This window comes from Pseudomonas sp. NCCP-436, assembly GCF_019656335.1.
Taxonomy (GTDB): domain Bacteria; phylum Pseudomonadota; class Gammaproteobacteria; order Pseudomonadales; family Pseudomonadaceae; genus Aquipseudomonas.
In genome coordinates this window covers 41,124-66,742 of sequence record NZ_BPLZ01000016.1, presented here as the reverse complement: position 1 = coordinate 66,742, position 25,619 = coordinate 41,124, and the positions used below count along the sequence as shown (strand labels likewise).

The 25,619-nt window shown below is 59.6% G+C and carries 18 protein-coding genes, 5 tRNA genes and 1 pseudogene; 4 read left to right on the top strand and 20 right to left on the bottom strand.

Annotated elements, in window-relative coordinates:
- Nucleotides 1–141: 141 nt before the first annotated feature.
- The 8 genes from NCCP436_RS15210 to leuC form a co-directional block, all read right to left on the bottom strand.
- Nucleotides 142–768, bottom strand: coding sequence for a phosphoribosylanthranilate isomerase (locus tag NCCP436_RS15210; RefSeq protein ID WP_220804825.1), 627 nt, complete (start codon nucleotides 766–768; stop codon nucleotides 142–144).
- Between the two features lie 38 nt (nucleotides 769–806).
- Nucleotides 807–1,670, bottom strand: a complete 864-nt coding sequence (gene truA / locus NCCP436_RS15205; protein ID WP_220804813.1) for a tRNA pseudouridine(38-40) synthase TruA — start codon at nucleotides 1,668–1,670, stop codon at nucleotides 807–809.
- A 7-nt stretch (nucleotides 1,671–1,677) separates the two neighbouring features.
- Entirely contained in the window at nucleotides 1,678–4,515 is a 2,838-nt protein-coding gene (locus tag NCCP436_RS15200; RefSeq protein WP_220804812.1) for a FimV/HubP family polar landmark protein, read from the bottom strand.
- Between the two features lie 155 nt (nucleotides 4,516–4,670).
- A complete protein-coding gene (locus NCCP436_RS15195; RefSeq protein WP_220804811.1) occupies nucleotides 4,671–5,672 on the bottom strand; it encodes an aspartate-semialdehyde dehydrogenase in 1,002 nt (333 codons plus the stop codon).
- Between the two features lie 139 nt (nucleotides 5,673–5,811).
- Complete coding sequence (gene asd / locus NCCP436_RS15190) at nucleotides 5,812–6,924, bottom strand: aspartate-semialdehyde dehydrogenase (RefSeq protein WP_220804810.1); 1,113 nt, start codon at nucleotides 6,922–6,924, stop codon at nucleotides 5,812–5,814.
- 56 nt (nucleotides 6,925–6,980) lie between these two features.
- A complete protein-coding gene (gene leuB / locus NCCP436_RS15185) occupies nucleotides 6,981–8,063 on the bottom strand; it encodes a 3-isopropylmalate dehydrogenase (protein ID WP_220804809.1) in 1,083 nt (360 codons plus the stop codon).
- A gap of 95 nt (nucleotides 8,064–8,158) precedes the next feature.
- Nucleotides 8,159–8,806, bottom strand: coding sequence for a 3-isopropylmalate dehydratase small subunit (leuD, locus tag NCCP436_RS15180; protein WP_220804808.1), 648 nt, complete (start codon nucleotides 8,804–8,806; stop codon nucleotides 8,159–8,161).
- A gap of 11 nt (nucleotides 8,807–8,817) precedes the next feature.
- Nucleotides 8,818–10,245, bottom strand: a complete 1,428-nt coding sequence (gene leuC, locus NCCP436_RS15175) for a 3-isopropylmalate dehydratase large subunit (RefSeq protein ID WP_220804807.1) — start codon at nucleotides 10,243–10,245, stop codon at nucleotides 8,818–8,820.
- Between the two features lie 221 nt (nucleotides 10,246–10,466).
- On the opposite strand from leuC, the gene NCCP436_RS15170 reads away from it, so the two are divergent.
- Nucleotides 10,467–11,348 (top strand): LysR family transcriptional regulator, encoded by an 882-nt coding sequence (locus NCCP436_RS15170; protein ID WP_220804806.1) that lies wholly within the window; start codon nucleotides 10,467–10,469, stop codon nucleotides 11,346–11,348.
- Nucleotides 11,349–11,451: 103 nt separating this feature from the next.
- Complete coding sequence (locus NCCP436_RS15165; RefSeq protein ID WP_220804805.1) at nucleotides 11,452–14,760, top strand: bifunctional diguanylate cyclase/phosphodiesterase; 3,309 nt, start codon at nucleotides 11,452–11,454, stop codon at nucleotides 14,758–14,760.
- A gap of 27 nt (nucleotides 14,761–14,787) precedes the next feature.
- On the opposite strand, the gene NCCP436_RS15160 is transcribed toward NCCP436_RS15165, so the two are convergent.
- The 4 genes from NCCP436_RS15160 to NCCP436_RS15145 all read right to left on the bottom strand — a co-directional run bounded on the left by NCCP436_RS15160 (nucleotide 14,788) and on the right by NCCP436_RS15145 (nucleotide 17,560).
- Complete coding sequence (locus NCCP436_RS15160) at nucleotides 14,788–15,237, bottom strand: Hsp20 family protein (RefSeq protein WP_220804804.1); 450 nt, start codon at nucleotides 15,235–15,237, stop codon at nucleotides 14,788–14,790.
- Nucleotides 15,238–15,433: 196 nt separating this feature from the next.
- Nucleotides 15,434–16,411: a tRNA-dihydrouridine synthase gene (locus tag NCCP436_RS15155; RefSeq protein ID WP_220804803.1), complete on the bottom strand. Its 978-nt coding sequence runs from the start codon at nucleotides 16,409–16,411 to the stop codon at nucleotides 15,434–15,436.
- 67 nt (nucleotides 16,412–16,478) lie between these two features.
- A complete protein-coding gene (locus NCCP436_RS15150) occupies nucleotides 16,479–16,913 on the bottom strand; it encodes a thioesterase family protein (protein WP_220804802.1) in 435 nt (144 codons plus the stop codon).
- Complete coding sequence (locus tag NCCP436_RS15145) at nucleotides 16,910–17,560, bottom strand: bifunctional 4-hydroxy-2-oxoglutarate aldolase/2-dehydro-3-deoxy-phosphogluconate aldolase (RefSeq protein ID WP_220804801.1); 651 nt, start codon at nucleotides 17,558–17,560, stop codon at nucleotides 16,910–16,912. The genes NCCP436_RS15150 and NCCP436_RS15145 overlap by 4 nt, the downstream gene beginning before the upstream one ends.
- A gap of 160 nt (nucleotides 17,561–17,720) precedes the next feature.
- On the opposite strand from NCCP436_RS15145, the gene NCCP436_RS15140 reads away from it, so the two are divergent.
- A complete protein-coding gene (locus NCCP436_RS15140) occupies nucleotides 17,721–19,583 on the top strand; it encodes a diguanylate cyclase (RefSeq protein ID WP_259651508.1) in 1,863 nt (620 codons plus the stop codon).
- A gap of 83 nt (nucleotides 19,584–19,666) precedes the next feature.
- Here the strand turns inward: NCCP436_RS15140 and NCCP436_RS15135 are convergent.
- The 8 genes and pseudogenes from NCCP436_RS15135 to uvrB all read right to left on the bottom strand — a co-directional run bounded on the left by NCCP436_RS15135 (nucleotide 19,667) and on the right by uvrB (nucleotide 24,165).
- Nucleotides 19,667–19,742, bottom strand: a tRNA-Ala gene (locus NCCP436_RS15135).
- 46 nt (nucleotides 19,743–19,788) lie between these two features.
- Nucleotides 19,789–19,864: transfer RNA gene (locus tag NCCP436_RS15130), tRNA-Glu, on the bottom strand.
- A gap of 52 nt (nucleotides 19,865–19,916) precedes the next feature.
- A tRNA-Ala gene (locus NCCP436_RS15125) sits at nucleotides 19,917–19,992 on the bottom strand.
- 47 nt (nucleotides 19,993–20,039) lie between these two features.
- Nucleotides 20,040–20,115: transfer RNA gene (locus tag NCCP436_RS15120), tRNA-Glu, on the bottom strand.
- A gap of 60 nt (nucleotides 20,116–20,175) precedes the next feature.
- Nucleotides 20,176–20,251: transfer RNA gene (locus tag NCCP436_RS15115), tRNA-Ala, on the bottom strand.
- Nucleotides 20,252–20,428: 177 nt separating this feature from the next.
- Nucleotides 20,429–21,910, bottom strand: coding sequence for a glutamate--tRNA ligase (gltX, locus tag NCCP436_RS15110; protein ID WP_220804800.1), 1,482 nt, complete (start codon nucleotides 21,908–21,910; stop codon nucleotides 20,429–20,431).
- Nucleotides 21,911–21,943: 33 nt separating this feature from the next.
- Nucleotides 21,944–22,072, bottom strand: a pseudogene (locus NCCP436_RS15105) (LysR family transcriptional regulator); the annotation flags it as partial.
- 77 nt (nucleotides 22,073–22,149) lie between these two features.
- Nucleotides 22,150–24,165 carry an excinuclease ABC subunit UvrB gene (gene uvrB / locus NCCP436_RS15100; RefSeq protein WP_220804799.1) on the bottom strand — a complete coding sequence of 672 codons (2,016 nt, stop codon included), beginning with the start codon at nucleotides 24,163–24,165 and terminating at the stop codon, nucleotides 22,150–22,152.
- Between the two features lie 246 nt (nucleotides 24,166–24,411).
- Here uvrB and NCCP436_RS15095 point away from each other — a divergent pair, with 246 nt between their 5' ends.
- Nucleotides 24,412–25,608 (top strand): amino acid aminotransferase, encoded by a 1,197-nt coding sequence (locus tag NCCP436_RS15095; RefSeq protein ID WP_220804798.1) that lies wholly within the window; start codon nucleotides 24,412–24,414, stop codon nucleotides 25,606–25,608.
- Nucleotides 25,609–25,619: the final 11 nt, after the last annotated feature.

The following is a 25,619-nucleotide window of genomic DNA, read 5'->3' as shown; positions in this document are numbered from 1 at the left end:
TTTCTCCATAACTGTTGGTTCAGGCGGACGGCTTTTCGGCAACCATCCGGCTTCGCAATTCTTCTCCGCCAATCGACAAGACAGCACGCAGCTGTCGCGGACGGCATGACAGGCTAGTTGACGGCCGTACCCGTGTTGCCGTCACATTGAGGCCCTGTTTACCGCATCGATGAAGGCACGGATCTTCGTCGCATCCTTGATACCCTTTGCAGCCTCTACACCGCCACTGACATCCACAGCATAGGGACGCACCTGAGCGATGGCCGCATCAACATTGACTGCATCCAGCCCACCAGCGAGGATGATCGGTACATCACTGCCACGCGGCACCAGCGACCAGTCGAAGGAGGCGCCGGTTCCGCCAGGCACTCCCTCGACATAAGTGTCCAGCAATATGCCGCGCGCGCCGCAATACGGCGCCATGGCCTGTAGCACATCCTGACCGGGACGTACCCGCAAAGCCTTTATATACGGACGGCCATATCCCTCGCACTCTGCCGGTGACTCGTTGCCGTGGAACTGCAGCAGATCCAGCGGCAACTGCAGCAGCAACTGCTGTAGTTCAACACGCGGCATATCCACAAACAGCCCGACCGCCGTCACGAATGGCGGAAGTGCCTGCAGAATCACGCGAGCCTGCTCTAGCTCAACGGCTCGCGGACTTTTTTCGTAGAACACCAACCCGATGGCATCGGCTCCCGCCTCGACCGCGACCAGAGCGTCCTCAACACGGGTAATACCGCAGATTTTGCTACGTACAACCATCAGGCACCTCTGATCACGAAGTTCTCGATGGTAGCAAAGCCTTAGGGCTGTCGCACGTCCGGCAGCCCGGAGAGAAAATGCGGGCCGAGGTAACGCTGCGGCACTCCGAATGCCTCGGGATAATCGACCTGCACCAGATACAAACCGTAGGGATGCGCCGTCACCCCACCACTCTTACGCTCGCCACGCTCCAGCACCTCGCGCGCCCAGCCAACCGGGCGCTCGCCAGAACCAATGCTCATCAGAACACCGGCGATATTGCGCACCATGTGGTGGAGGAAGGCATTGGCGCGGATGTCCAGCACGATGAAGCAGCCATAGGCCATGACCTCCAGATGATGAACCGTCTTGATCGGCGACTTGGCCTGACACTGAGCCGCGCGGAAGGCACTGAAGTCATGAGTACCGACCAGCGCGGCAGCAGCTTCACGCATACGCGCCACATCCAACGGACGATGGTTCCAGGTGACCTCTTCTGCCATGTGTGCCGGACGGATCGGATCGTTGTAGATCACATAACGGTAGCGCCGTGCCACAGCGGAAAACCGCGCATGAAAGTCCGCCGGCATCACCTTGGCCCAAGTCACGCTGATGTCCTTGGGCAGATTCATATTGCCACCCATGACCCAGGCATGCAGTGGACGCTCGACACGGGTATCAAAGTGAACCACCTGGCCACTGGAGTGCACAGCCGCGTCAGTTCGTCCGGCACAGATGATGCCGATCGACTCACCTCCGGCGACCTTGCTCAGCGCCGCCTCGAGCGCACCCTGCACAGATGGCACACCATCACCCTGACGCTGAAAGCCACGATAACGAGCCCCCTTGTACTCAAGGCCCAGGGCGATTCTGTAAAAGCCAGCGGCCGCCATTTCGGCGGCCGCTAAAGGTACTGCATCAGACATCTTTCTATCAGACCAACTTGGCAATCATCTCGCGAGCTTCCTGCTGCTGGGCGTCATTACCTTCCGCAATCACCTCATCAAGAATGTCGCGAGCACCTTCAGTATCACCCATGTCGATATAGGCACGTGCCAAATCCAGCTTGGTCGCAGTTTCATCGGTTCCGGAGAGGAAATCGAAATCCTCATCTCCATCCAGATCAGCCGGAAGAGGATCAAACGACTCGGACGGAGTATGGAGCGGCCCTGTTGCCACATCCAACTGATCCAGCTCGGCCGAGACCTGTTCCAACTGTGCGGCAAAATCATCTGCGGCAGGCTGTGAAGGCGTACCACTGTCCAGAGAGAGATCAAAGTCGGCCGGCAAGTCCAGAGCAGCCGTAAGCTCTTCATCGACCGGCAGATCCAGGCTGAAGTCGCTCAATGGCTCCTGCGGCTGATCTGCAGCAGCCGATTCCTCGTCGAGACTGAGCAGAAAGTCATCGGTTTCATCAGAGACCGAAGCTGAAGCCACATTCACTGGCTCGTCAAGCTCAAGACTGAAATCGGCCAAATCGTCGGCAAGCGGCGACTGCGCAGACTTTTCATCATCCAGAGGCAGGGAGAAATCCAGACCATCCGCAATACCGGCAGCCGGAGCCGGCTCGTCCAGCATGCCGAGATCCAGATCGACCTCATCAGACTGAGGTTCGAGCACCTGCTGAGCCGACTGCACACCAGCATCCAGTTGCGCCTCAAGCCCGTCCAGACCGAGATCGAAGGCATCATCCAGCTCACCAGCCGTCTCTGCGAACTCCTTCGTCGAATCGCCAAGGGACAGATCATCCAGGCTAAATTCAGCCAGATCATCTTCGGTACCTACAGCGGCAGCAACGCCGGTAACTCCGGCAAAAGTCACCATCGACGGGTACTTGGCCTTGAGCTGCTCAACAGCAGACGCAGCTCCGCCAATTTCACGCAGCTCGTTGTCCTGCCGAGCAAAGCCCTCACGATCACCGAGTTCGGCATAGACCTCCATCAGCTTCAGCCGCAGATCCGCACGATGCGGCTCGTCATTGATGGCGTTATGCAGCAGTTCGGCAGCCTGATTGAAACGGCCGTAGGCTATGTAAATATCCGCCTCACCCAGCACATCGGCGGCCTGCGGAGTGACATTCCCATTACTTGCCGAGGTGGATGCTACACGGGCAGCATCGTCCCCCAGACCTGCGAAACTGTCTTCCGGCAAATCGACATTACCTGCAAAAACGTCCTGCTGCGCCGCCTCGTCTGCCAGCTCTTCCTGCAGCTCAGCTTCTTTCATCGCATTACGCCGCGACAGCGCCAACAGACCTACCAGCAACAGCAGCAATACACCGCCCCCGGCAAGCCCCAAGGTCATCGGATTGGCCAGCATCTCATCAACAAAACCCTCCGACTGAGGCTGTGGAGCAGGAGCAGGAGCAGGTTTGGTCTCAGGCTTCGCCACCGGAGCAGCAGGTTTGGCAGCCACAGCCGGCTCTACAGCACGCACCGGAGCCGCAACGACAGGAGCCGGCTCCTCGGCCGGCTGTCCTGTTGCTGCCGCACTGTCTTCGACAGGAGCATCTGGTTCTTCTGAGTAGTTGTAATCAGGGGCCGCCTCGCCTGGCGGCGAAACAGTCGGCGCACCAGCTTCACCAGCTACTGGAGCTTCGCTCGAAGCCGGCCATTCCGCTTTTGGGGGCGCAACTTCTTCCTTGGCGGCTCCGCCCGAGGCTGCCATCTCGGCCTGCAACTTAGCCAACTGGCTGTCCTTGAGCTCTATCAAGCGCTGAAGCTTGTCCAATTGGCTCTGCAAATCACCAATGCGACTCTGCAACTCGGCATTTTCACGACGGGTAGAGTCGAGGCTCTCCTGAGTCACTGCCAGCTTGTCGACCAGCGCCTTACTGTCGGCAGAACCGGTATCACTGCCACGGGTGGAAGCACCAGAGTCTGCAGCAACCAGTTTCAAGCTGTCGCCATTTTCCGCCTTGGCCGGGGCTGCACCTGCACTGGTTCGACGGGTGGCATCCAGTTGGCGCGACGCTACGGCACGCCCTTCACGCCAAGCAGCATTTTGTTCGGCAACCTGAGCCACTGCCTCGGCATTGCTGCGCCGGCGAATCTGCTGCTCATCAGGCAAGCGCAGCACCTGCCCGCTCTTCATACGATTGATATTGCCGTCAATGAAGGCGTTCGGATTCAAATCCTGGATGGCCAGCATCACCTGGTGGACTGAACCACCGCCCACACGCTGCGAAATCTCCCAAAGGGTATCGTTTTTGCTGGTGCGATACTCGCTGCCGGAGATCGCCTGCCGTGCCGGGGCAGAAGCTGGCGCAGTGGAACGTACTGCTGGAACACTGGCAGCCGGGGTGACCGCGCGAGAGACAGGAGCGGCGATCGGCAATTGAGGCGCAGCTGCAACGACAGTTTGCGGGGAGTAAAGAGGCGGATCGAGCAACAGGGTATATTCACGCAGCAGTCGGCCATTGGGCCAGAGCACTTCAACCAGAAAGTTCAGATAAGGCTCTCGAACTACCTTACTGGAGGTAACACGAATCACACTCTTGCCGTTTGGCTTGAGAACCGGGGTAAATTTCAGATCGGTCAGAAAATACTGACGATCAACACCCGCCTTGGCGAATTCTTCAGGGGATGCGAGACTGGGAATGACCTCATTGGAGGCCAGATCGCGAACCTCCAGCAACTCGATTTCCGCTACCAACGGCTGATTCAGCGAGGACTTCAGGGTAACTTCACCCAATCCCAGTGCATGCGCCATACCGGAAGACAGCGCCGAAGCCGCTGCAATTGCCAGCACCAGTTTGCGAACCCGAACCATAGCGTTATCCCTTGTTTTATCTTTTTTCTCGGCATGCGAGAGGGTGTTGATAGTTGCCGCCTGCCTCCACCATGCAAGTGGATCCCCATCCAGCAATCAACTCAATCAGTATTGCCAAGCTAGAAAGATTCTTCAAATTTCTAGGTAAGTATCTTTTACAGATAGTGTTTTATCAATAACTCCGCTATCTGTAGAGCATTCAGGGCAGTGCCTTTTCTTACATTATCAGACACAATCCACAAATTGAGTTGTCGTAAATCACACACTCCCGCCCTTACTCGGCCGACATACACCTGATCCTGACCAACGGCATCACCAACGGCTGTCGGATAGTCTCCCACCTCCACCAACTCGAGACCTGGCGCTGCTTCCAGAAGCCGCTGAACAACCGCAACGCCCACCTCTTCGTCGCACTGTAGGCTGAGCGATAGACTGTCACCAAAAAATACCGGCGCCAAAGCACAAGTGACGGATATAGGCAACTCAGGTAGCTGCAATAACTGACGCAATTCGCTCGTCAGGCGCTGCTCCAGAAGCGTATGCCCCTGCTCGTCGGCCTCTCCGGTTCGGGCCAGCACATTAAATGCCAGTTGCCGATCAACCAGGCGCGGTTCCAGTGGGCGCGCATTCAGCAATTCAGCTGTCTGTCGGGCCAGTTCCTGCACACCTTCGCGCCCCAGCGTGGAGACTGAGAGCATGGCGGTCAGCTGCACTCGCCTCACCTTTAGTTGCGGGCTTAGGGCTGCCATCACCAGCGCACAGGCTACTGCCGAAGGAGTTGGCGTACTCAGCAGGAAAGGTGCACTTTCCCCCGGAGCCACCGTCGTCAGCTCAGGCACAACGCAGGGAGCCTGATCCAGCGGCAGCCCTGCAGTCATGTCGATTAGCGAGCAGCCTGCAGCCAGCGCGCGCGTACGACAGGACTGCGGTAGCTCGTCTGCAACGAAGGCCAACTGCACCTGGGCGAAATCAAAGTTATCGAGGGCCCGGAAGCGCAACTGGCGACCACGAAAGGCAAGACTCTGGCCGAGCGCTTCACCCAGAGCCAGCAAGTACAACTGGTCGATAGGGAAGTTGCGCTCATCGAGCAGTTCGACCAATGTTTCGGTGATTGTATCGGCGGAACCGATCAGGGCGACGTTGAAAGTTCGGGACATGAGCGGATCAGCAATGCCAAGGAGTGCAGCACTGTAACCGCGCCCCGAAGCTCAGGCAACGGAACCGGACACGAAAAGAGCGAAGCCCTCCTGCCGGCGACAGGAGGGCTTCGCTTAGAGAGCTTCAGGCTTTTTCGACTTAGCGCTCCAGCAGGATACGCAGCATTCGCCGCAGCGGCTCGGCCGCTCCCCAAAGCAGCTGATCGCCGACAGTAAAGGCACCGAGGTACTGCGAACCCATATTAAGCTTGCGCAGACGACCGACTGGAACACTCAGCGTGCCGGTGACGGCAGTCGGGGCGAGATCACGGATGGAGTCTTCGCGGTGGTTCGGCACCAGCTTGACCCAGGGGTTGTGCTGGCTGATCAGGCCTTCGATGTCGGCCATCGGCACATCCTTGTTCAACTTGATGGTCAGCGCCTGGCTGTGACAACGCATGGCACCGATGCGCACGCAGATGCCATCGACCGGGATCGGACTCTTGAAACGACCGAGGATCTTGTTGGTTTCGGCCTGAGCCTTCCACTCTTCACGGCTCTGCCCGTTGGGCAGTTCCTTGTCGATGTAGGGAATCAGACTGCCGGCCAGCGGCACGCCGAAGTTGTCCACTGGGAAGACCTCGCCACGCATGGTCTCGGCCACCTTGCGGTCGATTTCGAGGATGGCACTGGCCGGGTCAGCCAGGTCATCGGCCACCGCACCGTGAAGGGTGCCCATCTGCCTGATCAGCTCACGCATGTTCTGCGCGCCGGCACCGGAAGCCGCCTGATAGGTCATGGCACTCATCCATTCGACCAGACCGGCTTCGTAGAGGCCACCCAGGGCCATCAGCATCAGGCTGACGGTGCAGTTGCCGCCGATGTAGTTCTTGGTACCAGCGTCCAACGCCTGATCAATCACCTTGCGGTTGACCGGATCGAGCACGATCACCGAACTGTCGTCCATGCGCAGGCTGGAAGCAGCGTCGATCCAGTAACCCTGCCAGCCGGCTTCACGCAGCTTGGGGAAGACTTCATTGGTGTAGTCGCCGCCCTGGCAGGTCAGGATCACGTCCAGGCCTTTCAGCTCGTCGATACTGTAGGCATCTTTCAGCGGAGCAATGTCCTTGCCAATGGCTGGGCCCTGGCCGCCGACATTGGAGGTGGTGAAGAACACCGGCTCGATCAGGTCGAAGTCCCGCTCTTCCAGCATGCGCTGCATGAGCACGGAACCGACCATGCCACGCCAACCGATCAGACCTACACGTTTCATAACGACTACACCCTTATAAGCAGCCAGCCGGAACCACCCCGGCGAGGCTGGGAAGATTACAGACTACGCAGCGCTTCGACTACTGCATCACCCATCTCGGCGGTACCGACCCTGGCCTTGCCTTCGGACCAGATGTCGCCAGTACGCAGCCCCTGATCCAGCACCAGACTCACCGCCTTCTCGATGGCATCGGCGGCAGCGACCTGGCCGAAGCTGTAGCGCAGCATCATGGACACCGAGAGGATGGTCGCCAGCGGGTTGGCAATACCCTGTCCGGCGATGTCCGGCGCCGAACCGTGGCAGGGTTCGTACATGCCCTTGTTGTTGGCGTCCAGGGAGGCAGACGGCAGCATGCCGATGGAACCGGTGAGCATCGAAGCTTCGTCAGACAAAATGTCACCAAACATGTTGTCCGTAACGATCACGTCAAACTGTTTAGGCGCACGAACCAGCTGCATGGCCGCGTTGTCGACATACATGTGGCTCAGCTCGACCTCCGGATAATCCTTGGCCACCTCTTCTACCACGGCACGCCACAGTTGACTGGAAGCCAGCACATTGGCCTTGTCCACCGAGCACAGTTTCTTGCTGCGCACCATGGCCATGTCGAAGCCGACCTTGGCGATGCGGCGAATCTCGCTCTCGCTGTACGGCAGAGTGTCATAGGCCATGCGCTCGCCGTTTTCCAGCACCTTGCTCTCGCGCGGCTGACCGAAGTAGATGCCGCCGGTCAGCTCACGCACGATGAGAATATCCAGACCCGCGACCACTTCCGGCTTGAGGCTGGAGGCCTCGGCCAGTTGCGGATAGAGGATGGCCGGACGCAGGTTGCCGAACAGCCCCAGTTGCGAGCGAATTTTCAGCAGACCGCGCTCCGGGCGAATGGCCGGATCGATTGCGTCCCACTTCGGACCGCCAACGGCACCCAGCAGCACGGCATCGGCGGCGCGGGCGCGCTCAAGGGTCTCGTCTGCCAGCGGCACACCGTACTTGTCGATGGCCGCGCCGCCCAACTCGTCAAAGGCCAGTTCGAAACCCAGGCCGAACTTGTCGTTGGCCAGGTTCAGTACCTTCACCGCCTCGGCCATGATTTCCGGGCCGATACCGTCACCAGGCAGAACCAGAATCTGCTTGCTCATCACGTTCCTCTATTTCCGTAGGGTGGATGGTGCCCCACGGGCCCATCCACCGAAATCTGTGGTGGAAAACGCTGCGCGCTTTTCCACCCTACCCATCACTTGATCGCGCCGAACAGCCAGGGGCTGGCTTCCCGATGCCTGGCCTCGAAAGCACGAATGGCCTCCTGATCCTGCAGGGTCAGGCCGATGTCGTCCAGGCCGTTGAGCAGGCAGTGCTTGCGGAAGGCATCGACCTCGAAGCTGTACTGCACGCCGTCGGGGCGGGTCACGGTCTGGGCCTCGAGATCGACGGTCAGCTGATAACCCTCGGTGGCCTCGGCCTGCTCGAACAGCGCATCGACCTCTTCATCCTTGAGGATGATCGGCAACAGGCCGTTCTTGAAGCTGTTGTTGTAGAAGATGTCAGCGAAGCTCGGCGCGATCACGGTGCGGAAACCGTACTCGTCCAGCGCCCACGGCGCGTGCTCGCGCGAGGAGCCGCAACCGAAGTTCTCGCGCGCGAGCAGAACGCTGGCGCCCTGATAACGCGGGAAGTTGAGCACGAAATCCGGGTTGATCGGACGCTTGGAGTTGTCCTGATTCGGCTGGCCGACATCCAGGTAACGCCACTCGTCGAACAGGTTGGGGCCGAAGCCGGTGCGCTTGATCGACTTGAGAAACTGCTTGGGAATGATCTGGTCGGTGTCGACGTTGGCGCGGTCGAGCGGGCAGACCAAGCCGGTGTGTTGAGTAAAGGCTTTCATCATCTGACTCCTCAGGCCTGGATCAATTCGCGCACATCGATAAAGCGACCGGTCACCGCCGCGGCGGCGGCCATGGCCGGACTGACCAGGTGGGTACGGCCACCGGCGCCCTGCCGGCCTTCGAAGTTGCGGTTGGAGGTCGAGGCGCAATGTTCGCCACTGCCCAGTTTGTCCGGGTTCATCGCCAGACACATGGAGCAGCCCGGTTCACGCCATTCAAAACCGGCCTCGATAAAGATCTTGTCCAGCCCTTCCGCTTCGGCCTGCGCCTTGACCAGACCGGAGCCCGGCACCACCAGTGCCTGCTTGACGGTGCTAGCGACCTTGCGCCCCTTGGCCACCGCTGCGGCGGCGCGCAGGTCCTCGATACGCGAGTTGGTGCAGGAACCGATGAACACGCGATCAAGCTGGATGTCGGTGATCGGCTGATTGGCACGCAAGCCCATATACTTCAGAGCACGGACGATGGAGTCGCGCTTGACCGGATCGCTCTCGGCCTCCGGATCCGGTACGTTCTGATCGACAGCCAGTACCATTTCCGGCGAAGTACCCCAGCTGACCTGCGGCTTGATGTCCTCGGCACGCAGCTCGACCACGGTATCGAACACCGCGTCGTCGTCGGACACCAGGTTCTGCCACTGCGCCACGGCCTTGTCCCAGTCCTCGCCCTTGGGCGCGAACGGACGATCCTTGACGTAGGCGATGGTCTTCTCGTCCACCGCCACCAGGCCGACGCGGGCACCGGCCTCGATAGCCATGTTGCAGATAGTCATGCGCCCTTCGATGGACAGGTCGCGGATCGCACTACCGGCAAACTCCAGCGCATGGCCATTGCCGCCAGCGGTGCCGATCTTGCCGATCACTGCCAGTACGATGTCCTTGGCGGTAACTCCGAACGGCAGCTTGCCTTCGACGCGAACCTGCATGTTCTTCATCTTCTTGGCCACCAGACACTGGGTGGCGAGCACGTGCTCGACCTCGGAAGTGCCGATGCCGTGGGCCAGCGCACCGAAGGCACCATGGGTGGAGGTGTGCGAGTCGCCACAGACCACGGTCATGCCCGGCAAGGTAGCGCCCTGCTCCGGTCCGACCACATGGACAATGCCCTGGCGCACGTCGTTCATCTTGAACTCGAGGATGCCGAAGTCATCGCAGTTCTCGTCCAGGGTCTGCACCTGGATACGCGATACTTCGTCGGCGATGGCTTCAAGGCCGCCCTGGCGCTCGGCTCTGGTGGTCGGCACGTTGTGATCCGGAGTGGCGATATTGGCATCAATGCGCCAGGGCTTGCGACCAGCCAGGCGCAGCCCCTCGAAGGCCTGCGGCGAGGTCACTTCGTGAAGAATGTGACGATCGATGTAGATCAGCGAGGAACCGTCGTCGCGACGTTTAACCTCGTGCATCTCCCAGAGCTTGTCGTAGAGCGTCTTGCCAGTCATCAGCCTTACCTCGTCAGCGCCTTTTGAGCACATCTGAACCTGCCTGCGCTATCACCGCCCGGCGTCAGAAGTGCCTTTATTCATGCCAGGGCGAAAATGGCCCTTCGGCTTATGGGGAGAATGCTATGGGCGGGCACAAAATAACTCAAATTCATATTTTTTATTCAAAGGATTCCGCAGGGGAATGTATGCTGATGCTACTCAAATGCAGTGGAGCCCCCATGGATCTGGCCAACCTCAATGCCTTCATCGCCATCGCCGAGACCGGCAGTTTTTCCGAGGCTGGCGAGCGCCTGCATCTGACCCAGCCGGCCGTCAGCAAGCGCATCGCCGGCCTGGAACAGCAACTGGGCGTGCGCCTGTTCGACCGCCTGGGGCGCGAAATCGGCCTGACCCAGGCCGGCCGCGCCCTGTTACCACGCGCCTACCAGATACTCAATGTGCTGGACGATACGCGCCGGGCGCTGACCAATCTATCGGGTGAGGTTAGCGGTCGACTGACCTTGGCCACCAGTCACCACATTGGCCTGCACCGCCTACCGGCTTTACTGCGCGCCTTTACCCGGGCCCATCCGCAAGTGGCCCTGGATATCGAGTTCCTCGATTCGGAAGTTGCCTACGAGGAAGTACTGCATGGCCGCGCAGAACTGGCGGTTATCACCCTGGCCCCGGAAACCCGCGAGCCTATCCGTGCCGTTCCCGTTTGGGACGATCCGCTGGATTTCGTCGCAGCTCCGGAGCATCCGCTGGCCCGCAGCCAGGTCATAAGCCTCGCCGATGTGGCACAGCATCCGGCCGTCTTCCCGGGCGGCAACACTTTTACCCACCATATCGTGCAACGTCTGTTCGAGGCTCAGGGACTGACGCCGAACATAGCCATGAGCACCAACTACCTGGAAACCATCAAGATGATGGTTTCCATCGGTCTGGCCTGGAGCGTGCTTCCGCGCACCATGCTGGACGACCAGGTAGTACGCCTGCCATTGCCGCAGATCCAGCTCAGCCGCCAGCTGGGCTATATCCTGCACACCGAGCGCACTCTATCCAACGCGGCCCGGGCGTTCATGGATCTGCTCGATAGTCAGCGTGGTGATCTTGCATAAGTCTGAAGACCAAGGCTAACGTGGCACCATAAATACAAGAAAGACTGCTACATGCCTCTATCAACCGCCACCCGCACCGTACCTTTCAAAGGAAGGTCAGGACATGGCCAGATCGACTGAGCAGACACCGCCGCTACCCCACATACCGGCGATGGATCCGGTCGAATTCGAGCGAACCTGGCAGGATACCCCTCGCCTGCTGGCAGCCCTCAATGGTGCACGCCTAGGCACCTGGTACTGGGACATACGCAGCGGCCAGGTGAACTGGTCGCGCGCTGCTCAGGCATTGTTCGGACTCGACCCTAACCGCCCACTTACCCGCACAGTGAACTACTTCGAGCTAATTCCCGAGGAGGAAAGAGCCGAAGTGCTGGCCAGGTTTCACGCCCTCCTGCGCGGCGAGAAGATCATCGATGCCTTGCGCCACCGCATCCACTGGCCTGATGGCAGCCTGCACTGGCTGGAAATTACCGGCAGCCTGCAGTGCGAAGCGGACGGTAGGCCGCGCATGTTCGGTGTCATCCGCGATATCACTGCCCAGCAGGAACGGGCGCAGGCCCTGCGCGCCTCGGAGCAACGCTTCGCCAGCCTGTTCCATCTGAGCCCGGACATCATGATGCTGCTTCGCTATGCCAGTAGTGAGATTCTTGAGGTTAACCAACATTTCAGCCAAGCCTTCGGCTGGCCCGCCGACGCAGTCCTGGGCCGCAGAGTCGATGAGCTGAACCTCTGGGTGCATGACGAACAGCGTGCCTATCTACGTCGACAGGCGCCAATAAGCCGCGAGCCCCTGATCCAGGAAGTCCAGATGCGCACCCGCAGCGGTACGATTCTCGACGGCGTAATGTCAAGCCAGTACCTCGAACTTCAGGGTGAACAGCTGCTTCTTTGCGCCTTTCTTGACACCAGTGCTCGCAAACAAGCGGAAAACGCTCTGCGGGCCAGTGAAGAAAAGTTCGCCAAAGCCTTCATGCATACGCCCGATGCCGTGGCCATTAGTGAACTGGCCTCAGGTCGCTTCATCGAAGTGAACCACAGTTTCGAAAAGCAGTTCGGCTGGAGCAGTGCCGAAGCGGTAGGCCGCACCTCACTGGAGTTGGGCATATGGGCAGATCCCGGCGACCGCCAGCGTATGCTTAAGGAACTGCACAACGGCAGCCTCAGCAACCTTGAAGTACAACTATTCAGCCGTGATGGCAGCCTCAGCATCAACCAGCTATTTGGCGGCGAAATAGAACTCAATGGTCAGACCTGTCTGGTACTCACGGTACGTAACATCACTGAGCAACGCCGCCAGGAACTGGCCCTGCAGGAAAGCCAGCAGCGCCTGAACCTGGCACTGGAGTCCGCTGCGCTAGGTATCTGGGACTGGCATATCGACGACAACATCATCTTTGCCAGCCCCCGAGCCACAAACCTGCAGGGGCTTGGCGACAAATCATTCGAGGGCGAGCTGACCAGCTTCTTCAACCAGGTGCCAATGGACGATCGCCATCGCCTGCGCCAGCACTATCTGGAACTGGCTCGCAGCGGTAAGAATCGCTATCAGGTCACCTACCAGGTTCGCGAAGACAACGGCGCTATTCGCTATCTGGAAAGCACCGCTCGCCTGCAGTTCGACTCTGCCGGTCAGCCGCAGCGTATGGTCGGCATCCTTGTCGACATCAGTGAGCGGATCCTCCACGAACAACGCCTGAAAAGCTCGGAAGAGAAATTTGCCAAGGCCTTCCACTCCAGTCCAGATGCCATCACCATCACCGAACGCGATACAGGACGCTATATCGAGGTCAACGAAGGCTTCACCCGCATCAGCGGCTATCAGGCCTGGGAAGTAGTCGGCCGCACTGTTCACGAGCTGAACGTCTGGGCTTTTCCCGAGGAGCGCGAGCGGATGATTCTCCATCTGCAGCAGCATGGTCAGGTTCTGCACATGGAGATGCACGGCCGCAACCGCGGCGGCCAAGTGATCCTAATGGATGTTTCGGTGCAGCCCATCGAACTCAACGGCGTGCCTTGCCTCTTGCTCACCGCGCGCGACATCAGTGAACTGAAACAGGCCCAGGCGCAGATCCAGCACCTGGCCTATCACGATGCCCTGACCAATCTGCCCAACCGTGCTCTGTTGATCGACCGCCTGACCCAGCAAGTCTCCCTGCTCCAGCGCCACAAGTTACGTGGTGCCCTGCTCTTCATCGATCTGGACCACTTCAAGCACATCAACGACTCACTCGGCCACCCCGTAGGTGACGCTGTCCTGCGCCTGATTACCGCCCGACTGGAGGCCAGCGTACGCCTAGAAGACACCGTCGCACGGCTCGGTGGTGACGAGTTCGTCGTACTGCTCTCCAGCCTTGCCGGCACCCGTGCGGAGGTCACTCGGCACGTGCGTCGATTGGCGGAGAAGCTACGACGAATACTCGCCGAGCCCATGCTGCTGGACGGTCATCAGTTGCAGGTCACGCCCAGCATTGGCGTGGCACTGATCCCGGATCACGGCAAGACGCCGGCAGACCTGCTCAAGCGTGCCGACATCGCTCTTTACCGAGCCAAAGACTCCGGGCGCAACGCCATCCAGCTGTTTCACAACACCATGCAGACAGCAGCCAGCGCCCGCCTGCGACTGGAAAACGAGTTGCGCCTGGCTCTTGCACGCGGCGAGTTCGAACTGTACTTCCAGCCCCAAGTCGACGCCCGAAATGGCTGCATGGTCGGTGCCGAAGTCCTGTTGCGCTGGCAGCATCCCCAGCAGGGTATGCGCTCCCCAGCCGAGTTCATTCAGGTTCTGGAAGAAAGCGGGCTGATCATCGAGGTGGGCGGATGGGTTTTGACAGAAGCTTGCCATTTCTGCGCACGCCTGATCGCCGAAGGTCTGGCCGACCGAGAGACCTTCAGCCTCTGTGTCAACATCAGCCCACAGCAATTTCGTCAGCACGACTTCGTCGAGCACATACTAGGGAGCCTGCGTAACAGCCAACTGCCCAGCACAATGTTGAAACTGGAGATTACCGAAAGCATTGTCATCCAGAACATTGAGGACATCATCAGCAAAATGCTGCGCCTAAAACGTCACGGCATCAGTTTTGCCATGGACGACTTCGGTACTGGTTACAGTTCGCTGACCTATCTCAAGCGGCTGCCCGTAGACATACTGAAAATCGACCGTTCGTTCGTCCACGATGCAACCTGCGACCCCAATGACGCCGAAATCATCCGCGCCATCGTGGCCATGGCCCGCAGCCTGGGTCTTGAGCTGATCGCCGAAGGAGTTGAGCACCCGGAACAGTTGGCGTTTCTGCAAACAGAGGGCTGCCACCTGTACCAGGGCTACCTGTTCAGCCCGCCACTGACGCAGGATGACTTCCGTCGCCTGCTCTGCGCGTCTGCTCCCTCAAATGCAGAAGGCGCCCGATAAGGCGCCTTCCTTCGCTGACATCGTGCTTTAGTTTTCCAGCGCCGGGCGCTGACTGCCGATGGGAATGCGCTTGGGCTTGGCCTCTTCCGGCACGATACGCTCAAGATCCACATTGAGCAAACCGTTGACCAGATTGGCGCCCTTGACCTCGATATGGTCGGCGAGCCGGAAGGACAGCTTGAAAGCTCGCTGGGCAATGCCCTGATGCAGATAGCTGACGCTTTCATCACGCCGCTCACGCTTGCTGCCGGTCACGGTCAACACACCGCGTTCCACTTGCAGTTCCAGGTCGTCTTCCTGGAATCCGGCGGCGGCCACCACAATGCGGTAGTGATCCTCACCGTGCTTCTCGACGTTGTAGGGTGGATAGGAGCTGCCACCGTCATTGCTGCGCAGGGCAGACTCGAAAAGATCGTTGAACCGGTCAAAACCGACAGACTGACGGAACAGAGGGGCCAGAGACAGTACGTTGCTCATGAGTATTCTCCTGAAGATTCAGCAAGTTTCATGTTGCGGAACCCGACTTCGGCATCCCGCATGCCCTTAACTGAGGGCGCCAGAAAAAATTTCAAGCCCTGGAAAAACCGCTTACATCCAAATCGTCAAAGATGTTCTAGCCAGCGCCCCGTAAACCCTTGCTGCACACAGAGAATCTCTCGACAAACACCTTGCCCTAAAGCACCGCCTCCGCCCAGCCTGCTTTTACAGTCGTAGCCCCCAACAGCCGATCAATACGCTCACAGTCCTGCTCCCGACGAATCTCGGCAAACAGCGCCGATGCCTCGGGGTAGGTACGAGTCAGCATCGCCAGCCATTGTTTCAACCGACCAGGAGCATAGCGCGGCGCCAGCTTGCGTCGTGCCTGCTGCCAGAAATCCAGCAACAGTGGCTGCAACTCGCTCCAACTCATCTCACCCGGCTGCTCGCCGGCGCGAACGGCAGCGATCTGGCGGGCCAGTCCAGGACGCGACACCAAGCCGCGGCCGAGCATGACATCGTCGACACCGCTGATCTGGCGGCAGCGATACCAGTCCTCCAGCGTCCAGATCTCACCATTGGCCAATACCGGCACAGAGACCACTTCCTTGATACGGGCCACCCACTCCCAATGCGCAGGGGGCTTGTAACCCTCAACTTTGGTACGGGCATGCACGACGATCTGCTCGGCACCACCCTCGGCAAGCGCCCGCGCGCAGTCCAGCGCCACACTCTTGTCGTCGAAGCCCAAGCGCATCTTCGCAGTAACCGGAATTTGTGTCGGTACCGTGCGCCGCACTTCGCGCACGATGGTATGCAGCAACTCCGGCTCCCGAAGCAGTACAGCGCCACCACGTGACTTGTTCACCGTCTTGGCCGGGCAGCCGAAATTCAGATCGATCACCGGCGCCCCAAGACTGCAAGCGAAGGCCGCATTATCGGCCAGACACTGCGGATCTGACCCCAGAAACTGCACCCGCATTGGCGTGCCGGCACGGGTTTGCGCACCATCGAACAGCTCCGGGGCAAGCTTGTGGTAGGTGGCTGCTGGCAACAGACGCTCAGTAACGCGAATGAACTCGGTCACGCACCAGTCGATACCGCCGACGCGGGTCAGTACGTCACGTAGAATCTCGTCGACCAACCCCTCCATGGGCGCCAGAGCAATTTGCATGAGGTAGTCCGGGAAAAACGGGGCGCACAGTTTAAGAGCTGGAGCACCATGCGCAAGTGCAGCGCTCCTAGAGCTGCAACAGCGCCCGCCCGTAGCCCTCGACGAATTCGGCCGGCATGCGCTTGGGGCGCCCGCTGGACAGTTCGATGCAGACAAAGGTGGTCTTTGCCCGAAGCAGGGTCACCCCATCTTCGGGCCGTAGCAACTGGAAGCGCCGATCCATCTTTATCCGCTGATCCGACTCAACGATCCAGGTTCCCATTTGCAGTCGCTGCCCCTCGTAGGCACTGGCCAGGTAGTCAATCTCATGTCGTACCACCGCCATGGCCCGATCCAGCCGCCGGTACTCTGCCAGATCCAGTCCGAGAAACTGCGAATGGCGCCAGGCACAACGCTCCAACCAACTGACGTACACCGCGTTGTTGGCATGTCCGAGCCCATCGATATCTTCAGGCTCCACACGCAAATCAATGACAAAGGGGCTTGGCAAATCCCAGTTCATGACTGCAGCTCCAGACTGGCGGCCAAGCTGCAGGCCTCGACAGCCAACTGGGTGATCTGATCCCACGCACGCGCCCGAATCAGGCTGCTTGGCGCCACCCAGGTGCCGCCGACGCAAGCCACATTGGGCAATCGCAGGAAACCCAGCAGATTATCAGCCGTCACCCCGCCAGTTGGGCAGAAGCGAATACCAGTGAATGGTCCCTTGAAGCTCTTGAGCATCTTCACACTGGCCGTCTCGTCGGCCGGAAACAGCTTGAGCGAACGATAGCCGTGTTCTACCGCCAGCAATACCTCCGATGGCGTCATCACACCTGGCAAATAGGGCAGATTCGCATCCACCGCTGCCCGTGCCAGACGCTCGGTAAACCCCGGGCTTACCACAAACTGGGCACCGGCCTGGCGCGCCTCGATGAACTGCTCGGCATGGATCAATGTGCCGGCACCCAGCAAAAGTTCCGGCACTTCGCGACGTATGGCCGCCAGTGCATCCAAAGCCTGCGGCGTGCGCAGGGTAACTTCCAGCACCCGCAGCCCGCCAGCCTGTAGCGCCCGGGCGAGATCAACGGCCAACCCCACCTCTTCGATCACCAGCACCGGCATCACCGGACGCGCCTGGCGCAGTACCTCCTCAATCGTCAGTGTCATCACTCCCCCCCAGATCGACAACCTCTCGACATACCCGCAGCACGTCGCTGGCGCGAATCATACGCTGCCAGCAAATTCTCCGCAGAGCCACTCTTTCGCCACTACGCTTAAAAAGCCCATAATTGCCAGGCGCAAGCCTAACCATCCGAGACCCGAGCAATTGATTGCACTCCTGCGCCTTCTGTTGATCCTGCTGCTGCCCCTGCCAGTTTGGTCCGAAGTGCTGCAGTTGCCGGCCGGTCAAGACAGAATCCTGCCTGCGCCCTTCATGAAGTACTGGGAAGACCCGGACGGCCAGGCAGAATTCTCCACAGTGCAAGCCTTGCCGGACTCAGCCTGGCACACCGTTGAACGACGAGACGCCAGTTTTGGCTACAGTTCCAGCGCCTACTGGCTTCGCCTGGATCTACACAACCCATACGCCAAGACACAGGACTGGATACTGCTGATCGGTAACCCATTGTTGGATCATCTGGATGCCTACGGGCTTGATGGTGAGCGAGTGTACCGCAGCGGCGACCAGCGCCCTTTCGACTGGCGCTGGATCGAACACCGCCAACTGGCACTACCACTGCAGTTGCAGCCGGGCGAAATGCGGCGTATCTGGCTGCGCATGCAAACCGAAGGTTCGGCCAACTTGAGCGCCAGCCTCATGAGCGACAAAACCTTTGTCCACCAGGAGCAGCGCAACCTGCTGTTTCAGGGACTTTTCTTCGGCGCCCTGCTGGCCATGCTGGTGTACAACGCCTCGATCTATGTCATCACTCGCGATCGCAACTACCTCTGGTACAGCCTGTTCATCGCCAGCTTCAGCTTCTATGAGTTCATCCAACTGGGGTTTGCCCTACAGTGGATTTGGCCAAAAGCACAGGCCTGGCACCAACTGAGTTTTCCGCTCAGCTCGGCACTAGCGACTTTCTTCAGTATCCGCTTTACCTACGGCATGCTGGAGCTGGATCAAGCTCCGAAAAGCTACCGACTAACCGCCAACATTCTGTCGGGCTGCGCCTGGCTGGTAATGCTTCTAGCACTGATGGGGCCCTACCGGGTGGCGTTGCTGGCCAGCTTTGTGCTCGTCGTGGCCTGCATCCTGGCCGCCTTTGTCATTACGCTCTTGCGCTGGCGCGCCCGATACACTGCCGCCCGCCTGTTCGCCACTGGCTGGTTTGTACTGATCGTTGCCAGCCTGGCCAGCATCCTTACCGGGACCGGCTTGCTGCCCTATTCGCTGCTGACCCTGCATGCCCAGCAGATAGGAGGCCTGATCGAGATGACCGTGTTCTCCATCGCCCTCGCCGCCCGCATTCGCCAGATGCAGAAGGCCAAGCAGCAGGCTCAGCTTCAGCTTATCGCCCGCGAGCGACAACTGCGCAGCGAGCAGAGCCGACGCCTGGAACTGCAACAGCAGATCAGCGACGAGCTGGAGCAACGCGTCAAGGAGCGCACCGCCACCCTGGAGAACACACTGCAGCAACTATCCGAGGCAAACAGGCAGTTGGCCGAGCTCAACCGACAAGACAGCCTGACAGAACTATACAACCGTCAGGCACTGAGCGAGGAGCTGGCTGCAGCCTGTGCCCGAGCCGAACGCAGCCGCCAGCCGCTGGCGATACTGATGCTTGATCTGGATCACTTCAAGCAGGTCAACGACCACTACGGCCACCTCGTCGGCGACGCCTGCCTGCGCCATGCAGCCCAGCGCATCCGCCAGCGCCTGCGCAGCAGCGACATCCTGGCACGTTTTGGCGGCGAGGAATTCGTCGCCCTGCTGCACGATACCGGCCTGGCCGGAGCGCTGGAGCTGGCTGAACAACTGCGTGATGACCTAGCCCGCCATCCCTGCCCTCACCCACAAGGCCCCATCGCCCTGACCCTGAGCGTCGGCGTGCATGCGGGCATCCCACAGTCCCCGTACTGCGGCGAACAGTGGCTGGATATGGCTGATCGAGCGTTGTATCGAGCCAAGGCGGCCGGGCGCAATCGAGTGGAATACTACGAGGACAGCAACGCCATCGGCGCCTGAAGGACTAGAGCCAAATAGCCATTAACGGGTAGCAGTAACAACAGAAATGAAAAAGCCAGCACGAAGCTGGCCTTGTCTTGAATTGGTGGAGCTAAACGGGATCGAACCGTTGACCTCTTGCATGCCATGCAAGCGCTCTCCCAGCTGAGCTATAGCCCCGAAACCTTGCGGTCGGTTCGCAATGCCTGAACACTGCGACTGGAATTGGCGTCCCCTAGGGGACTCGAACCCCTGTTACCGCCGTGAAAGGGCGGTGTCCTAGGCCACTAGACGAAGGGGACAAGTCCTTCGAGACCACGCCAGCATAACATTTGCCAGCGACTGGTCAGTATTTGGTGGAGCTAAACGGGATCGAACCGTTGACCTCTTGCATGCCATGCAAGCGCTCTCCCAGCTGAGCTATAGCCCCGAAACCTTGCGGTCGGTTCGCAATGCCTGAACACTGCGACTGGAATATGGCGTCCCCTAGGGGACTCGAACCCCTGTTACCGCCGTGAAAGGGCGGTGTCCTAGGCCACTAGACGAAGGGGACGCAAGACCCTGATCGTGAATCAACTCAAGTTGATTCTGGCACTCCCGAAGGAGTCGAGATTGGTGGAGCTAAACGGGATCGAACCGTTGACCTCTTGCATGCCATGCAAGCGCTCTCCCAGCTGAGCTATAGCCCCATCTCGAGGACGGGGCGCATGTTAAGAGCGCCCCGATTGGCTGTCAACAAAATTTTTCCTGCCAGCCAAAAGTTTTTGCCACTAGAACAATTACTTAGACCGCCTCCCGAAACAGGGCGAGCCGCTGCCCTGTCCAGCAAGCCGGACAGGGCGCTTACCCTGGCTACGGCAGCCGGATCAGGCAATGGCCGCCAGTAGCTTTTCCCACTCCTTGGTTTCTTTCTTCGAAGTGCCACCGAGCAACTCAAGAGCCTGACGCAAACGGAAACGGGTCAGATCCGGGCCAAGGATTTCCATCGCGTCCAACACCGAAACCGAACTGGCCTGACCGGTAATCGCAGCGAACATCAATGGCATAGCATCACGCAGCTTCAGTTCCAGGTGCCCCACCACGGACTGAATGCAGGCAGTGATACGCTCCTTGTCCCACTGACGCAGCGCCTCGAGCTTCCACAGGATCAGCTGCATCAACTGACGAACCTGATCCTGCGACAGCTTCTTGTGCTCGAACAGCCGGATATCCGGATTCACACTGCCGAAGAAAAAGAACCCGGCCAACGGCGCTATCTGGCTGAAGGTTTCAACCCGCCCCTGCACATGAGGTGCAATCTTCATCAGATACTCGGGATTGAGCGCCCATTTCTGCACCTCGGCAGCAAAGTGCTCCACCGATAGTTCTCGCAACCACTGACCATTGAGCCAGGACAGCTTCTCCAGGTCGAAGATTGGTCCACCCAAGGACACGCGGTTAATGTCGAAGTGCTCGATCATCTCGGCCAGGGAGAACTTCTCGCGTTCGTCCGGCATTGACCAGCCCATGCGTCCCAGGTAGTTGAGCATGGCCTGTGGCAGGTAACCCATCCGCTCATAGAAGGTAATGCTGGTGGGATTCTTGCGCTTGGACAGTTTGCTCTTGTCCGGATTTCGCAGTAACGGCATGTAACACAGTTTCGGCTGCTCCCAGCCAAAATACTCGTACAGCTTGATCAACTTCGGAGCCGATGGCAGCCACTCCTCACCACGCAGCACGTGAGTGATACCCATCAGATGATCGTCGACCACGTTGGCCAGGAAGTAGGTGGGCAGGCCGTCGGCCTTCATCAGCACCTGCATGTCCATACGATCCCAGGGAATCTCGACGTCACCTCGGAGCATGTCCGGTACTACGCAGACACCTTCGCTTGGCACCTTCATGCGCACCACATGGGACTCGCCGGCAGCTATGCGACGCTGCGCTTCGTCCGGTGCAATATGCATGCAGTGGCCGTCGTAACGCGGAGTTTCCTTGCGCGCCATCTGCTCGGCACGCACTTGGTCGAGACGCTCGGCAGAGCAAAAGCAGGGGAAGGCATGCCCCTTGGCGACCAGTTCGTCCGAGTATTTCTTGTAGATCTCGCCGCGCTCACTTTGCCGGTAAGGGCCGTGCGGGCCGCCGACGTCCGGGCCTTCGTCCCACTCTATGCCCAGCCATCGTAGAGCATCGAAGATCTGCTGCTCGGACTCGCGGGTGGAACGCAACTGATCCGTGTCCTCGATGCGCAGAATGAACTGGCCACCATGCTGACGGGCGAAACACAGATTGAACAGTGCGATGTAGGCGGTGCCGACGTGGGGATCGCCGGTCGGCGAAGGCGCGATGCGGGTACGGACGGTGGTCATGTGGGTTCTCGGAAGGAAGACACGAGGATTGAATCAAGCTGTCGATGTTAGCAGGCTGGCAGCCCCTGGCTCCAGCAGGCCGCCGCTAGTGACAGGCAAGCTGGCGACAAGAAAGTCCAGAAAAGCCTTGACCTTCATCGCCTGGAAGCGCCGCGCCGGGTAGAACCCCGTCATGAGGCATTCCTCGCAAGAGCCGACTCAACAGAGAAACAACTCGCGAAGAAATGATCGCTCCGACGTCAGACCTGCAGTAATCGGTCGCGCAGCCTCTGGATCTCGTCACGCAACTGCGCCGCAGCCTCGAACTCCAAGTCACGGGCCAGTTGGTACATCTTCTCCTCCAACTGACGGATGCGCCTGGTAATCTCACTGGGCGAACGCAGCTCGCGCTCATAGAGCACACCTTCCTCTGCCGCTCTGGCCATGCCCTTACGCTTGCTGCTGCGCGCTCCAGGCACCACGGCACCTTCAAGTATGTCCTTCACGTCCTTCTGCACCCCCCTGGGCACAATGCCGTTACCCTCGTTAAAAGCTATCTGTTTGGCGCGACGCCGTTCGGTCTCGTCGATGGCCCGCTGCATCGATCCGGTGATGTTGTCGGCGTAGAGGATCGCCTTGCCGTTGAGATTGCGTGCGGCTCGGCCGATGGTCTGGATCAGAGAACGCTCGCTGCGCAGGAAGCCTTCCTTGTCCGCATCGAGGATTGCCACCAGCGACACCTCCGGCATATCCAGACCTTCACGCAGCAGGTTGATGCCCACCAGCACGTCAAAGGTGCCCAGACGCAGATCGCGGATGATCTCTACCCGTTCCACCGTATCGATGTCCGAGTGCAGGTAGCGCACTTTGACGTCATGATCGTTCAGATAGTCGGTCAAATCCTCAGCCATGCGTTTAGTCAGGGTAGTCACCAGCACACGCTCACCGGAGGCTACACGCAGACGGATCTCCGATAGCAGATCATCAACCTGGGTACGTGCCGGACGCACCTCCACTTCCGGGTCGACCAGGCCGGTGGGGCGCACCACCTGCTCGATCACCCGACCGGCATGCTCGGCTTCATAGGGGCCAGGCGTAGCGGAAACGAAAATGGTCTGCGGGCTGGCCGCCTCCCACTCCTCAAAGCGCATCGGACGGTTGTCCAGTGCCGACGGCAGGCGGAAGCCATATTCCACCAGGGTTTCCTTGCGCGAGCGGTCGCCCTTGTACATGGCACCGACCTGCGGCACCGAGACGTGGGATTCGTCGATAACCAGCAGCGCATTGTCCGGCAGGTAGTCGTAGAGAGTTGGCGGCGGCGCGCCTGCCGGACGTCCGGACAGGTAGCGCGAGTAGTTCTCGATGCCGTTGCAATAACCCAGCTCAAGAATCATCTCCAGATCGAAACGAGTGCGTTGCTCCAGACGCTGCGCCTCCACCAGCCGGTTGGCGCCGCGCAGGTACTCCAGTCGCTGCTGCAGCTCGACCTTGATCTGCTCCACCGCCTCCAACAGGGTTTCACGCGGAGTCACATAGTGCGTTTTGGGATAAAAGGTGAAACGCGGCAGCTTTTGCAGCACCTCGCCAGTCAGCGGGTCGAAGGCACTGATGTTCTCCACCTCATCGTCGAACAGTTCGACACGGATCGCTTCCAGATCCGATTCCGCCGGAAAGATATCGATCACATCGCCACGCACGCGGAAACTGGCACGTGCAAAATCCATGTCGTTGCGTGTGTACTGTAGTTCTGCGAGGCGGCGCAACAAGGCGCGCTGATCCATTTTGTCCCCACGATCGAGGTGCAGCACCATCTTTAGGTACTCCTCGGGGCTGCCCAGTCCGTAGATCGAGGACACCGTGCACACCACAATGACGTCCTTGCGCTCGATCAGCGCCTTGGTCGCCGACAGCCGCATCTGCTCGATATGGTCGTTGATCGAAGCATCCTTCTCGATGAAGGTGTCAGAGGAAGGTACGTAGGCTTCCGGCTGATAGTAGTCGTAATAGGAAACGAAATACTCCACCGCATTGTGCGGAAAGAACGCCTTGAATTCGCCGTAGAGCTGCGCTGCCAGAGTCTTATTGGGCGCCAATACCAGAGTCGGACGCTGCACCTGAGCAATCACGTTGGCAATGGAAAAAGTCTTGCCGGATCCTGTCACGCCAAGCAGCGTCTGATGTGACAGACCGGCCTCCAGCCCCTCGACCATCTGCCGGATCGCCTCGGGCTGATCACCGGCAGGCTTGAAGCGGGTCACCAATTGAAAATCGGACATGGAGCACCTCGGCAAATCGCTGTGACCAATCCTTTCGGACAGCGTCAGAAGCCATGAATTGCGGGGCGATACGGCAATGCTTCCCTGCAGAGTCGAATTACCTGGCAAAAGGCCCAATTACAGGGCTTTGCGCTGTCGCCCCCGGGAATCGGGGGCGCTATACTAACGCCCCGTTTACGCGCGCCCTAGTGCTTTGTAGCGGGGGCGCTTGGCCACCCACCCTCACTTCGAGTTGCCACACCCATCATGAGTCTCTTCTCTGCCGTCGAAATGGCTCCACGCGACCCCATCCTTGGCCTGAACGAAGCGTTCAACGCCGATACCCGCAACACCAAGGTGAACCTTGGCGTGGGCGTTTACTACAACGAGGAGGGACGAATTCCGCTGATGCGCGCCGTCGCCGCAGCCGAAAAGGCCCGGATCGAGGCACACGCACCGCGTGGTTATCTCCCCATCGAAGGCATCGCAGCCTACGACAAAGCGGTTCAGGAGTTGCTGTTCGGCAAAGGTTCGCCATTGATCGAGGCCGGCCGCGTAATCACCACCCAAGCACTGGGCGGCACTGGCGCTCTGAAAATCGGCGCAGACTTCCTCAAGCGCCTGCTGCCGGGGGCAACAGTGGCCATCAGCGATCCAAGCTGGGAGAACCATCGCGCCCTGTTCGAAACCGCCGGTTTCCCGGTTCGCAACTACCGCTACTATGACCCGGCCAGCCACGGCGTCGATCGCAACGGGCTGCTTGAGGATCTGCGCAATCTGCCGCCCCGTTCCATCGTGGTACTGCACGCCTGCTGCCACAACCCGACCGGTGTCGATCTGCAGACTGGCGACTGGAAGGCAGTACTGGAGGTACTGCGCGATCGCGAACACGTGCCCTTCCTCGATATCGCCTATCAAGGCTTCGGCGACGGTATTGAAGAGGATGCCGAGGCCGTGCGCCTGTTTGCCGATGCCGGTCTGGAGTTCTTTGTTTCCAGCTCGTTCTCCAAGTCCTTCTCGCTGTATGGCGAGCGCGTTGGAGCCCTGTCGCTGGTTACCAGCAGTCGCGAGGAGTCTGCACGTGTGCTGTCGCAGCTCAAGCGCGTGATCCGCACCAACTACTCCAATCCGCCCACTCACGGCGCCAGCGTGGTATCTGCCGTTCTCAACAGCCCGGAACTGCGAGCCATGTGGGAAGCCGAGCTAGGCGAGATGCGCGAGCGCATCCGCGGCATGCGCCTGGCCATGGTGGATCAGTTGGCTGCTCTTGGCGCAAACAGGGACTTCAGCTTCGTCAAGCAGCAGCGCGGTATGTTCTCCTACTCCGGTCTGAGCGCAGAGCAGGTCGAACGCCTGAAAAACGAGTTCGGCATTTACGCCGTCGGCACCGGGCGCATCTGTGTGGCTGCATTGAATAACAGCAATCTGGACAGCATCACACGCGCCATCCACGCCGTACTCTGAGCCCAACCCCT